Annotated in this window: 13 protein-coding genes and 1 pseudogene; 10 read left to right on the top strand and 4 right to left on the bottom strand. The window is 64.2% G+C overall.

From position 1 onward, the window contains the following. Positions 1–2 precede the first annotated feature (2 nt). The gene (locus PV768_RS17135; RefSeq protein ID WP_421093667.1) at positions 3–1715 is read left to right on the top strand and encodes an ABC1 kinase family protein; all 1713 of its coding nucleotides are present in this window, start codon (positions 3–5) and stop codon (positions 1713–1715) included. 11 nt (positions 1716–1726) lie between these two features. Here the strand turns inward: PV768_RS17135 and PV768_RS17140 are convergent, their stop codons facing one another. Further along, positions 1727–2119, bottom strand: coding sequence for a DUF2177 family protein (locus PV768_RS17140; RefSeq protein ID WP_157242043.1), 393 nt, complete (start codon positions 2117–2119; stop codon positions 1727–1729). Here PV768_RS17140 and PV768_RS17145 point away from each other — a divergent pair. Next, on the top strand, positions 2112–2885 hold the full coding sequence (locus tag PV768_RS17145; RefSeq protein WP_421093668.1) for a lipoate--protein ligase family protein: 774 nt from the start codon (positions 2112–2114) through the stop codon (positions 2883–2885). The two genes, PV768_RS17140 and PV768_RS17145, sit on opposite strands and share 8 nt — an antisense overlap. 21 nt (positions 2886–2906) lie before the next feature. Here the strand turns inward: PV768_RS17145 and PV768_RS17150 are convergent, their stop codons facing one another. Then, positions 2907–3164, bottom strand: coding sequence for a mycoredoxin (locus PV768_RS17150; RefSeq protein WP_104998100.1), 258 nt, complete (start codon positions 3162–3164; stop codon positions 2907–2909). A gap of 139 nt (positions 3165–3303) precedes the next feature. Here PV768_RS17150 and PV768_RS17155 point away from each other — a divergent pair, with 139 nt between their 5' ends. Beyond that, positions 3304–4065 (top strand): SOS response-associated peptidase, encoded by a 762-nt coding sequence (locus PV768_RS17155; protein ID WP_421093669.1) that lies wholly within the window; start codon positions 3304–3306, stop codon positions 4063–4065. A 27-nt stretch (positions 4066–4092) separates the two neighbouring features. Here the strand turns inward: PV768_RS17155 and PV768_RS17160 are convergent, their stop codons facing one another. Beyond that, entirely contained in the window at positions 4093–4515 is a 423-nt protein-coding gene (locus PV768_RS17160) for a VOC family protein (RefSeq protein ID WP_157242045.1), read from the bottom strand. A gap of 19 nt (positions 4516–4534) precedes the next feature. Between PV768_RS17160 and PV768_RS17165 the strand changes: the two genes are divergently transcribed. Continuing rightward, a complete protein-coding gene (locus PV768_RS17165) occupies positions 4535–4855 on the top strand; it encodes a chorismate mutase (RefSeq protein WP_157242046.1) in 321 nt (106 codons plus the stop codon). A 19-nt stretch (positions 4856–4874) separates the two neighbouring features. Here PV768_RS17165 and PV768_RS17170 read toward each other — a convergent pair whose 3' ends face one another. Continuing rightward, positions 4875–5264 carry a hypothetical protein gene (locus tag PV768_RS17170; protein WP_157242047.1) on the bottom strand — a complete coding sequence of 130 codons (390 nt, stop codon included), beginning with the start codon at positions 5262–5264 and terminating at the stop codon, positions 4875–4877. A gap of 157 nt (positions 5265–5421) precedes the next feature. On the opposite strand from PV768_RS17170, the gene PV768_RS17175 reads away from it, so the two are divergent. The 6 genes and pseudogenes from PV768_RS17175 to PV768_RS17200 all read left to right on the top strand — a co-directional run. Next, positions 5422–5757, top strand: a complete 336-nt coding sequence (locus tag PV768_RS17175; protein WP_321213645.1) for a DUF6504 family protein — start codon at positions 5422–5424, stop codon at positions 5755–5757. After that, entirely contained in the window at positions 5754–9242 is a 3489-nt protein-coding gene (locus tag PV768_RS17180) for a DNA polymerase III subunit alpha (protein WP_421093670.1), read from the top strand. The genes PV768_RS17175 and PV768_RS17180 overlap by 4 nt, the downstream gene beginning before the upstream one ends. A gap of 116 nt (positions 9243–9358) precedes the next feature. Then, positions 9359–11368 (top strand): threonine--tRNA ligase, encoded by a 2010-nt coding sequence (gene thrS, locus PV768_RS17185; protein ID WP_321213643.1) that lies wholly within the window; start codon positions 9359–9361, stop codon positions 11366–11368. 18 nt (positions 11369–11386) lie between these two features. Continuing rightward, positions 11387–11974 carry an HIT domain-containing protein gene (locus tag PV768_RS17190; protein ID WP_321213642.1) on the top strand — a complete coding sequence of 196 codons (588 nt, stop codon included), beginning with the start codon at positions 11387–11389 and terminating at the stop codon, positions 11972–11974. Then, complete coding sequence (gene pgsA / locus PV768_RS17195) at positions 11964–12587, top strand: phosphatidylinositol phosphate synthase (RefSeq protein WP_157242049.1); 624 nt, start codon at positions 11964–11966, stop codon at positions 12585–12587. The genes PV768_RS17190 and pgsA overlap by 11 nt, the downstream gene beginning before the upstream one ends. 143 nt (positions 12588–12730) lie before the next feature. Beyond that, positions 12731–12859, top strand: a pseudogene (locus PV768_RS17200) (pyridoxal 5'-phosphate synthase lyase subunit PdxS); the annotation flags it as partial.

Raw genomic sequence — 12859 nt, forward strand, 5'->3', positions numbered from 1 at the left:
GGGTGGCGTTCGTCCGCCGGGACCGCCCCGCCCCGGTACCCGGCGCCGGAGGCACCCGCGCCCGCTACCGCCGCATCCTTCGCTTTGCCGCGTGGAACCTGGCTGTGACGTGGTGGTTTGAGCTCTTCCTCCCGCGGATCGGACTTGCCCGCATCGCCGGGCGGACACGTTCGAAGAGAATGCAGGGCTTCGCCCGGAACTTCCACCTGATGGCAGTGGAACTGGGCGGCCTGATGATCAAGGTGGGGCAGTTCCTGTCCTCCAGGCTTGACGTCCTTCCGCCCGAGATCACCAGGGAGCTTGAGGGGCTGCAGGACGAAGTCCCTCCGGTTCCGTTTCCCGCGATCCGCGCCCTTGCGGAGAAGGAACTGGGCGCCCGGCTTGAGCAGGTGTTCGCCTTCGTCGAGGAGGTGCCGGTCGCGGCCGCCTCGCTGGGCCAGGCGCACCGTGCCCGCCTCCTGCCCGCCGACGCCGCCGACACCGGGCTCAGCAACGTGGTCCTGAAGGTGCAGCGTCCGGGCATCGACGGGATTGTCGACGTCGACCTGGCGGCCCTGCGCAAGGTGGGAGGGTGGCTCAGCCGCATCCGCCTGGTTTCCAGCCGTGCGGACGTCCCGGCGCTGGTCGAGGAGTTCGCGCAGACGAGTTTCGAGGAGATCGACTACCTGCACGAGGCGGCAAATGCCGAGCGCTTCGAGGCCGCGTTTGCAGCTGATGACAGGGTCGGCGTGCCGCGCGTCGCGTGGGAGCGGACCACCCGGCGCGTCCTTACCCTTGAAGATGTCACGGCCATCAAGATCACGGAGGCCGGAGCCCTTCGCGCCGCCGGCATCGATCCGGCCGAAGTGGCCCCGGTGTTCGCGTCCGTTATGTTCGACCAGTTGTTCACCACCGGCTTCTTCCACGCGGACCCGCATCCGGGCAACATCTTCGTCACTCCGGTTCCCGCCAGCTCGGGGGGACATCCGTGGAAACTGACGTTCATCGACTTCGGCATGATGGGCGAGGTCACCGACTCCACGCGCAGCGGGCTGAGGAAGCTGCTGATTGCGGCCGCCGCGCGTGACGGCAAGGGGCTGGTGGCGGCGATCAACGACGTCGGCGTGCTGGCGCCGTCGGCGGACATCATGGAGCTGGAAAGGGCCATGACGCACCTCTTCGCCCGCTTCGGCGGGATGGGGTTTGCCGAGCTTCGTGAAGTGGATCCCAAGGAGTTCCGCGATTTCGGCGTGGAATTCGGTGACGTTATCCGCTCTTTGCCGTTCCAGTTCCCGGAGAACTTCCTGCTGATTATCCGGGCGATGTCACTGACGTCCGGTGTCTGCAGTTCGCTTGATGAACGCTTCAACCTGTGGGACTCGGTGGAACCGTATGCGGCCCGGCTGTTGCGGGACGAGCGCGGCAAACTCGTGCAGGACGTGGTCCAGCAGGCCCTCGACGCCGCGGCGATCGCCCTGCGCCTGCCCAAACGCCTGGAAGCACTGGCCGGCCGCCTCGAGGAGGGGTCGCTTGCGGTGGCTAATCCCCGCATTGAGCGGCAGCTCGCCCGGCTGGACCGCAGGGCCCGGCGGTCGGCGTCGGCCCTTGTTTTTGCGGCCCTGCTCATTGCCGGCGCCGTGGTGCGGGCAGACGACCTTGTCCTGGGCAGCGTCCTCATGGCCGGGTCCGTGGTCCCGCTGCTGCACGGGCTGTGGGCGGGCCGCCGCGGTCCGTGACCGCGTCAGCGTCAGGCGCGTCCCTGGAATACAAGCCAGCCGGCAACCGTGGACAGCCCCGTGAGTACGGCGCCCCACAGCATGTCCACCACGATCAGCTGCAGCGGCCACACCTTCAGGGTGGCGGCATTGGTGAGGTCGTAGGTGGCGTAGGCGAAGGCGCCCAATGCCGCGCCGTAACCCAGGGCAGTGAGCCAGCTGCCGCCGTCGAGGGCAGGCCGGAGGGCAAAAAACACAATCCCGGCGATGTAAATGACATAGAAGGCGACGGCGTAACCTAGGTGTGGTTTATCCGCCAGCAGCTCGCCGATGTGGCTGCGGTAAAAGGGATTCATCAGCTTGAGCCAGACGGCGTCAATCGCCGCGAAGGCGGCGGCGACCACCAGGAACTGCAATATGACCATAGGGGAGCATAGCAACATGTACGACGACGGCCCGGGGCCCCGCACGCTAACCGTTGTGCGGCAGGAAAAGTCGCTGGGCGCGGGCCGTGACCTGGAGCTCGGCCTGGAACTCCTGGCACGGGTGAAGAAGGGGGACATTGGCCCCACACTCCGGCTTTACCGGCCTGCGCCCACCGTTGCCTTCGGCCAGCGTGACACCCGGTTGCCGGGCTTTGAGGCGGCTGCCCGGGCGTGCAGGGCCAACGGCTTCGAGCCCCTGGTCCGCCGGGCAGGGGGGCGGGCGGCCGCCTACCACGAGGGGACCCTGGTGGTGGACCACCTTCAACCGGACGCCGACGCCATCGCAGGCTCCAAAACCAGGTTCGGTTACTTTGGGGAGCTGTTTGCCGAGGTACTGCGCAGCATCGGCGTTCAGGCGGCCGTGGGCGAGATTCCGGGCGAATACTGCCCCGGCGAGTTCAGCGTGCACGGAACCGATCCGGCTGACGGCGGCCACCAGGTGAAGCTGGTGGGCACGGCGCAACGCGTAGTGGCCGGCGGCTGGCTCTTCAGTTCCGTCATTGTGGTGGAAAACTCTGCGCCCATCCGCAAAGTGCTGACCGACAGCTATGCCGCCCTGGGGCTGGACTGGAACCCCGCCACGGCAGGTGCGGTCGAAGACCTGGTCCCTGGCGTGGACGTTGCCGCGGTGGAAAATGCCTTGCTTGCCGCCTACGCGGGCCATGCCGTCCTGAAGGCCGCTTCCTTCAGCAGCCTGGGGGCATGACCCGCGCGATGGCGTTAGCGCCTAGGCTGCGAGGCGGGTCTTGACCTCGGCTGCGGACGGATTCGTGGCCGCGGTGCCGTCCGGGAAGAGGACGGTGGGTACCGTGCGGTTGCCCCCGTTAAGCTGCTCCACGAGTTCGGCAGTGCCTTCCACTTCCTCGATGTTGATCTCGGTGTAGCCGATGCCCTGGGCATCCAGCTGCTTCTTCAGCCGGTTGCAGTAGCCGCACCAGGTAGTGGAAAACATGGTGATGGTGCCGGAGTCGGGAGTGAAGTCCACGGAGCTCTCCTCTGTGTCGTTGACGGTTTCGTTCCTGACAACGGTAACGCGGCGGTGCCTATTCCCGGCCAACAGAGGCCGCAGGCCGTTCATATGTCCTTCGGATGACACCATCTGGCGCCGGTGGCATGCTGGAGCCATGTGTGGACGCTATGTCATGGCCCGTGCCGTGGGGGACCTCCTGGCCGAGTTCGACGCCGAGCTGGAGGACGAGGTGAACATTCCTCCGTCGTGGAATGTCGCCCCGACGGACGGCGTTCCCATCGTCCTTGAACGCCTGGTGGATGACGGGCCGGCTGCCAGGCAGGTGCGCCAGCTCCATGTTGCCCGGTGGGGGCTGGTCCCGTCCTGGGCCAAGGACCCGGGCATCGGCTCGCGGATGATCAACGCACGCAGTGAGTCCGTGCTTGAGAAGCCGGCGTTCCGCAAGGCCGCCAGGTCGCGCCGCTGTGCGGTCCCGGCAGATGGATACTACGAATGGAAGCAGGGGCCGGGAAAGTCGAAGCAGCCGTACTATGTCCATCCGGACGGGGGTAAGGGCCTGGTCTTCGCAGGGCTCTATGAGTGGTGGAAGGATCCCGCGTGGCCGGCGGGGGAGCCGGGCGGCTGGATGCTCTCCACGGCTATCCTGACCACTGACACCCCGCCGCCGGGCAGCGAGTCAACGGTGTTTGGAAAACTGACGGCCTTGCATGACCGCGTGCCGCTGCCGATGGACAAAGCCACGATGCGGGCATGGCTCGACCCAGCCGCGGACGACGCCGCCGGCCTGGTGGACCTGGTGCGGGCGGGGGTCAAGGACGTGGCGGCGGACTGGCACGTGGACTCTGTGGGAAAAGAAGTCGGCAACGTCCGGAACAACGGGCCGGAACTCATCCGGCCCGTGGAGGCCCTCTTCTAGTAGTCCGTCGCGGACCCGCGGCAAGCGCTATACGGTGACCGCGCCGTCGTCGTCCACTCTCCAGGCGGGGTTGTAGGCAACCTCCCACCGGAAGCCGTCCGGATCGGCGAAGTATCCGCTGTACCCGCCCCACGGCTGGGTGATGGGCTCCGCGATGATGGCAGCCCCCGCCGCGGCCGCTTCTTCCATGACCCGGTCCACGTCCTCAGTGGACGGAAGGTTGTGGCTAAGCGTGATGCAGGGAACCGGACCGGGCGGACTGACGCCGGCGTCAGCCTGCATCTGGCGGACGTCCCACAGGGACAGCACCAAACCGTGGTTCACCTGGATGAACACAACATCACCCTCAAGTTCACGGTGGACCGGCCAGCCAAGGCCGTCCACATAGAACGCGCGGGAGGCGGAAACGCTGCGGACACCTAGTGAGATGAAGTCGACTCTGGGCTGCATGCTTCGATACTGTCAGACGATGGCGACAATTCAAGGAAATGATCGAGATGCTTTGGCCGACAAGGAACAGCTCGCTGCGGTCCGCATTGCTGTCGACGAGGTGGATGAGCAGATTGTCACCCTCATCGCCCGCCGGGAACGGCTGATCCGGATTGCCGGAACCCTCAAGGGTGATGACGCCGAGGTCCGTGCGCCCGGGCGCGTGGAACGGATCATTGAGCATGTCCGCTCGGCAGCCGAGAAAAAAGACATCGACCCGGACATTGTGGAGTCCACGTACCGGGCAATGATCTCCGGCTTCATCGAACTGGAAATGCGGGTCCACAAAGGGAACAGCTGAACTGCCCGCAAGCCCTTGTTTAGAGGTGTTCCTCCACGGGGACGCCGTGCTGGAATTCCCTGCCCTCGGCCTCGCTGAAGGCTGACATGACATGCCCCTTGCCAAGGCCGTTCAAGGCCGCCAGGGGAAAGCTGCCCGTAATGGTGCTGTCGGAGTGGGTCACACCGGACAGGTCGTAGTCTTCTTCGACTCCCTGTTCACGGTTGAATGAATAAAAGGCAATCGCCTCCCCGTTCATGAACTCAATGCATAGCCGCCGTTGTGTTGAATAGTCCGGAGTAGCCCCTACCAGACCTACCACGTAAGCACCGGACGCCGGGATGGTGCCGTCTATATTGAACGTGGCCACCACGGTGGAGTCCTGGGTTGAGATGCTTGCCTGCTTAAGAAGTGCGTCTTGGGTGCTCATGGCACCATCCTGCTCCCTGTCGATCGGTCCGTCCACCCTTGCGCGCCATTCTCCTCAGTCCTTCCTCTGAACCTTCTTTGCGCACGTTCAGGGCAGGGGTAGACTGGGCTTATTCGAACAAGTATTCGAATAAGCCAGATGAGATCCGGGAGGCGCCATGGGCATGTTCAGCCAATCCGTGGACGTCGAGTGCACCGCCGACGGCGAACCGCAGCGCCTGCTGTGGGCAGGACGTTCCTATGCTGTTTGTGCTGAACCGGTGCGCTGGTACGAACGCCGGCAATGGTGGGCGGAAGAAAGCCGCGCTCCGCTTGGCAGCGGCCGCGGACTGGTGGACCACGAAATCTGGCGGGTCCAGGTGCGGCCTGACCACCCTGTCCGTGGGGTCCAGGGGCCGGAAGAAACCCTGACGCTTGACCTCACCAGGCATATCCAAAGCGGCCGCTGGCGGCTGCTGCGCATCCATGACGCACTCCGGCCCAGGACAGCATGAGCTTCACCCATCTTCACGTCTCCACTGCCTTCAGTGCGCACTACGGCGTCTCCTGGCCAGAGGAACTGGCACAGGCCGCCGCCGCTGACGGTGCAACGGCCCTTGCATGCACTGACCGTGACGGCATGTACGGAACCATCAAACACCTCAAGGCATGCATGGGAGCGGGCATCGATCCCATTGTGGGTGTTGACCTTGCGGTATTTGACGACGACGGCGATCACCGCACCCAGCTTGCCGGCAGGGTGGTGGTGCTGGCCCGGGGCAACAACAACGGGGCGGGCTACCGCGCGCTCTGCAGGCTGATATCAGATGCCCATGCCCGCACCTCCGGGAAATCCGGGGGAACAGTTCCAGCCGCCGTGACCAGGGCCGAACTTGCCTCCCGAACCCTCGATCCCCAAACCCTGAAACCGGTGCTGACTGTCCTGGTCGGGCCTGATTCCGACGTCGGCCGCGCCATGGGCGGGCGGCGCTACCTTCGTCCGCGCACCCTCTTCAAGCAATGGTTGGACGCCATGCCCGCAGGCACTTTGGTTGCCGAGATAGTTTCCCAGCTCAGCGCACCCGGAAAGCCCTTGAGTACCGCCCATGCTGTCCGCATGCTCAAGCTGGCAGAAGAGCATCATGTTCCTGCAATCCTGACAAACGCCGTAAGGTACTGCGCTGCAGACGGAGCGCCCACCGCGGATGTGCTCGACTCAGCCCGCACCCTGAAATCCCTGCCGCAACTCGCGGAAGAGCCCCTGCTGCAGCCAACAGGCCAAGGCTGGCTTAAATCCTCCGCGGAGATGCTCCGTCTGGGCAAGGAGATCATTTCTGCGGCAGGCTATGGTGCAGCGGACCTCAAGCAGCTGATGGCGCAGACCGAGGCGCTGGCGGACCTCTGCAGGATTGATCCGGTCACGGACATGGGGTGGAAGCAGCCCGTGGTGCCGGAAGCTTCAGTCATCGGGATCAGCCAGGATCCGCACCTTGAACTGGTCCAGCGGTGCCAGGCTGGAATCACCAGGCGCTTCCCGGGAATTACCGGCACTGCCGGACAAAGGATGCGCTCCCGGCTCGATCACGAACTGGGCATCATCCGCAACCTCGGCTTCTCCTCCTATTTCCTGACAGTTGCCGAGGTCTCCCGCATGATCCAGGAAATGGGAGTGCGGGCAGCAGCCCGTGGATCCGGCGCCTCAAGCCTGGTCAATTACCTGATCGACGTCAGCCAGGTGAACCCCCTGCAGCATGACCTGATTTTCGAACGCTTCCTGTCGCAGGACCGGGCAACCCTTCCGGATATTGACATAGACGTTGAAAGCGCGGAGCGGCACAACGTCTACCACCGGATTTTTGAGCGCTTTGGTGCTGAGCGGGTCACCCTGATGAGCATGCAGAATGGCTACCGGGCCAGGGGCGCAGTGCGGGACGCCGGCATGGCGCTGGGCATGGACGGCGACGAAGTGGGGGAGATTGCCAAGCAGTTGTGGCGCTTTTCTGCCCGCAATTTCCGTGAAGCGCTGCAGGAAAAACCTGAGCTCCGGGAGTTCGCCGGCCGGGTGGAACAGCGGGACCTGGATGGAAACCAGCAGCTTGATCTGCTGGTGGACCTGACGGAACGCCTTGACAGGCTGCCCCGGCATATTTCCATGCATCCCTGCGGCGTGATCCTTGGCGACGCAACCCTGCTGGACCGCACTCCCGTGCAGCCCAGCGGACTTGGCCTCCCCATGAGCCAGTTCGATAAGCACGACATGGATCCCATGGGAATGCTCAAGCTTGATGTCCTTGGGGTCCGGATGCAGAGCGCCATGGCTTTTGCCGTGCGGGAAGTCATCCGCATCCACCCCTCCAAGGAAGAAGTGGTGGCAGCCGGAAAGCATTCACCTGGTCCGGACGGGACCGGTCCCGACTACATTGCCGACAACGGGCACATCGACCTCAATGCCGTCCCGCTGGACGATGAAGCCACCTTTGAACTGATCAGGAGCACCCACACCCTGGGCTGCTTCCAGATTGAATCGCCCGGGCAGCGTGAGCTCATTGGCAAGATGGCCCCCCGGGAATTCAACGACCTCATCATCGATATTTCACTGTTCCGCCCCGGCCCCATGAAATCGGACATGGTCCGGCCCTTCCTTGAGCACAGGCACGGATTCGCCCCCGAGGTGTACCCCCATCCGGACCTGAAACCGGTGCTCGCGGAGACCCACGGCGTCACCGTTTTCCACGAACAGATCCTGAAGACCTTCGACGTCATGACAGGCTGCGGACTGGCACGTGCGGACGAGTTCCGCCGTGCCCTGGGCAACGAGGTCCTTGAGTTGGGCGTGGAGGAGTTCTTCCGCAAAGCGGCCCGGGAAAGGGGCTACGCGCCCGTTGTGGTGGACAACGTCTGGGGAACCTTGAAAGCCTTCGGAAGCTTCGGATTCTGCAAAGCGCATGGTGCTGCCTTTGCAGTCCCCACCTACCAGTCGGCCTGGCTGAAGGCGCACCATCCCGAAGCATTCCTTGCCGGGCTGTGGGAGCACGATCCCGGGATGTACCCCAAAAGGCTGCTGGTAGCGGAAGCACGGCGCCTGGGCATCCCGATCCTCCCGTTGGACATCAACCGCAGCAAGGCAGAATACCGGGTGGAACGGGTAGAGCAAGGCCCGGATGCAGGAAAGCTGGGAATCAGGCTAAGCCTGAACGGCATTTACGGATTGTCCGCAACAGAACTTAAGCGGATCGTTGCCGGTCAGCCCTTTGACTCACTCGCAGACCTGAGGGCACGGTCCAGGGTCAGCAAGCCCAGCATCAAGCGGCTGGCCCAGCTGGGCGCTTTTGATTCCCTTCACCGGGAGGCAGGCGGCAACGCAAACCGTGCGGACCTTGTCCAACACCTGCAAAAACTCCAAGGTGCCGGCAGCGGACGGAAAGGTGTGGAGGTTATCGAGGGTCAGCTCTCCCTGCCTTTGGGGGATGTTGAACTGCGCAACGTCAAGCCCGGGCTGCCGGCGCCTACCCTGGTGGAAACTGTGCGGGCCGAACTCGACCTGATGGCTGTTGATGTCAGCAGCCACCTGATGGACAGCCACCGGCCGATGCTCAACAGGCTGGGAGTCACCACGGCGGACAAGCTCCTCGGCCTGCGGAACGGGACGGAAGTATTGGTGGCCGGGGTTCGCGTGGCAACCCAGACGCCGCCCATGCGGGGCGGCCGGCGGGTAGTTTTCATCAGCATCGACGACGGCACCGGCTGCATCGATTCGGTCTTCTTCCATGAAGCCCAGGAAAAGGCAGGAATGATCCTCTTTGGAACCCGGCTGCTCCTGATCCGTGGCACCACCAGGCGGACCGGCCCGCGGGGAATCAGCCTGAGCGCGAGCATGGCCTGGGACCTGAGCCGCGCCGAAACCTTGCCGTTCCAGGAGTCCCAGGCGCAGGAACCGGAGGCCCGGCACCCCCTGGACGGAATCACCCGGACCCTCGCCATCACGGGATTCGGCGGCTGATCCTCGGGTGCGCCGCGTTGGTCGGGCCTGAGCTGAACCGATAGCATTGACGATGGCTGGCTGTGGTCCCCGTATGCCACAAGCTATGAAGCCTTAACTTTGAATAGGAGACACCCGTGTCAGATGCCCAGCAGATCACCCTTCTCGTCGATGGCGAAGAGACCAAGGTGACTACCGGGACAACCGGTGCGGAACTCTTCTTTGAGCGCCGTGATGTTGTTGTTGCCCGCGTCAACGGCGAGCTTAAGGACCTGGACCAGGAACTGCCTGAAGGCGCCGACGTCGAGGGCGTCACCATCGATTCCCCGGACGGGCTGAACGTCCTCCGCCACTCCACCGCCCACGTCATGGCGCAGGCCGTCCAGCAGCTGCGCCCGGACGCCAAACTGGGCATCGGCCCGTACATCACCGACGGCTTCTACTTCGACTTCGATGTTGCCGAACCGTTCACTCCCGAGGACCTCAAGACCCTCGAAAAGATGATGCAGAAGATCATCAACCAGAACCAGAAGTTCGTCCGCCGCGTGGTCAATGAGGACGAGGCCCGCGAAGCCATGAAGGACGAGCCTTACAAGCTTGAACTCCTGGGCAAGAAGAACGAAGCCGCAGAGGCCGGCGAAGGCGTCAACGTCGAGGTCGGTGCCGGCGACATCACCATCTACGACAACGTGGAGCGCAAGGACGGGACCACCGTCTGGTGCGACCTTTGCCGTGGGCCGCACCTGCCCAACACAAAGCTGATCTCCAATGCCTTCGCCCTCACCCGTTCGTCCTCCGCCTACTGGCTGGGCAATCAGAAGAACCAGCAGCTGCAGCGGATCTACGGCACTGCGTGGCCTACCAAGGATGCCCTCAAGGCCTACCAGGAGCGCATCGCCGAGGCCGAACGCCGCGACCACCGCAAGCTTGGCTCTGAACTGGACCTGTTCTCCTTCCCGGACGAACTCGGTTCGGGCCTTCCCGTCTTCCACCCCAAGGGCGGCATCATCCGCAAGGAGATGGAGGACTACTCCCGGCAGCGCCATGTTGAGGCCGGCTATGAGTTCGTGTACACGCCGCACATCACCAAGGGCCACCTGTACGAGGTCTCGGGCCACCTGGACTGGTACAAGGACGGCATGTTCCCGGCCATGCACGTGGACGCCGAACTCAATGAAGACGGCACAGTCCGCAAGCCCGGCCAGGATTACTACCTCAAGCCGATGAACTGCCCCATGCACAACCTGGTCTTCCGGGCCCGCGGACGCTCCTACCGTGAGCTGCCCCTGCGGCTGTTCGAATTCGGGTCGGTGTACCGGTACGAGAAGTCCGGCGTGGTGCACGGCCTGACCCGGGTCCGCGGCATGACACAGGACGACGCCCACATCTACTGCACCCGCGAGCAGATGAAGGATGAGCTCACCAAGACCCTGACGTTCGTGCTGGACCTGCTCAAGGACTACGGCCTGAACGACTTCTACCTGGAGCTCTCCACCAAGGATCCCGAGAAGTTCGTCGGTGACGACGCCGCCTGGGACGAAGCTACCCGGACCCTGGCCGAAGTGGCCGAGGAATCGGGCCTGGAACTTGTCGCTGATCCGGGCGGGGCCGCGTTCTACGGCCCCAAGATTTCCGTGCAGGCGAAGGACGCCCTGGGCCGGACCTGGCAGATGTCCACCATCCAGCTGGACTTCAACCTGCCGGAACGGTTCGAACTGGAGTTCCAGGCGGCAGACGGCACCCGCCAGCGCCCCGTCATGATCCACCGCGCGCTGTTCGGATCGATAGAGCGGTTCATGGGAGTGCTCACCGAGCATTACGCCGGTGCTTTCCCCGCCTGGCTGGCCCCGGTGCAGGTGGTGGGCATCCCGGTGGCGGAAACGTTCAACGAGTACATGTTCGACGTCGTCGACCAGCTCAAGGCCGCAGGCATCCGTGCCGAGGTGGACACCTCCTCGGACCGGTTCCCGAAGAAGATCCGCACCGCCAGTAAGGACAAGATCCCGTTCGTGCTGATCGCCGGCGGGGATGACGCCGAGGCAGGCGCAGTCTCGTTCCGCTTCCGGGACGGAAGCCAGGACAACGGCGTGCCCGTGGCAGAGGCAGTCAAGCGGATCACGGAAGCCGTCCGTAACCGGACCAGCTAGCGGAAACGGAACAGCACGGTGCAGGAGAACACAGGCGCAGGGTATCCAGGCGATGCCGGCGTTACCGACGACTTTGACCTCGCCGGTGTCCCGGACGCCTTCCAGCGCCTGTGGACTCCGCACCGCATGGCCTACATCAAAGGCGGGCAGCACCAGTTCAAGAATGAGAACGACTGCCCCTTCTGCGTTGGCCCCGGACGGACTGACGAGGAAGCCCTTATCGTCCACCGTGGAAAGACCTGCTACGTGGTGCTGAACCTCTTTCCCTACAACCCCGGCCATCTCCTGGTATGCCCGTACCGTCACATTCCCGACTACACAGACCTGACTCTCGACGAGACCGCCGAGTTCGCGGAACTCACCCAGACCGCCATGAAGGTCCTGCGGAAAGTGGCCAACCCGGGCGGCTTCAACCTGGGCATGAACCAGGGCGTCGTGGGCGGTGCCGGAATCGCGGCGCACCTCCACCAGCACATCGTTCCCCGCTGGGGCGGTGACGGGAATTTCTTCCCGATCATCGCCCAGACCAAGGCCATTACGCAGACCCTCGACGAGGTCCGCCAGCAGGTGGCCGACGCCTGGCCCGGGGAGACGGATGCTGAATAGGCACGCCCGCGGATTCTTCACCGCACTGTTCACCCCGCTTGCCCGCTGGCTCCTCAAGATCGGTGTTTCGCCGGATGCGGTAACGGTCGTCGGCACGGCCGGTGTCGTGGTGGGTGCCCTGGTCTTCTATCCGCTCGGCCAGCTTTGGTGGGGAACCCTGTTCATCACCGCGTTCATCTTCTCCGATGTCCTGGACGGCATCATGGCCAGGATGCGGGAGGTGGGCAGCCGGTGGGGCAACTTCCTTGACTCCACGCTTGACCGGATCGCCGACGGCGCCCTGTTCGCCGGCCTGGCCGTGTGGTTCTTCACCGGCGGGGCGAACGTTCCCATCGCCGTGGCAGCCATGGTCTGCCTGGTCCTTGGCATGGTGGTTTCCTATGCCAGGGCAAAGGCCGAGTCGCTGGGGTTCACGGCCAACACCGGGATCGCGGAGCGGGCCGAGCGCCTCGTCTCCGTGCTGGTGGTTACCGGCTTCACGGGCCTTGGACTTCCGGAACTGGTGCTGCTGGTGACGCTCCTGCTGCTGGCCGTGGCCAGCTTCATCACAGTGGTCCAGCGCGTGCTTTCCGTCCGCCGCCAGTCCCTCGCCGAGCCGTCGCCTGCTGATTAACACGAATTAAGCCTGCTGGCCGCGGTGAGACTAGTATTAGGACTGCCCGGTCAATGGATCCGGCAACCCGGTGCGTGTACATCGGCATCTCCGTGCCGCCCTGCACCCCGGCGAAGGTCATCTATCTACCCATAGGGGTTTTTGTGTCTACACCTGATGTAAGCAGCGAAGCCGGTTCGTCCGCGAACAGCGTCACGGGCAGCAACCGCGTGAAGCGCGGTATGGCTGAGATGCTCAAGGGCGGCGTCATCATGGACGTCGTCAACGTCGAA

Source organism: Pseudarthrobacter sp. CC4, from assembly GCF_048957775.1.
Classification (GTDB): Bacteria; Actinomycetota; Actinomycetes; order Actinomycetales; family Micrococcaceae; genus Arthrobacter.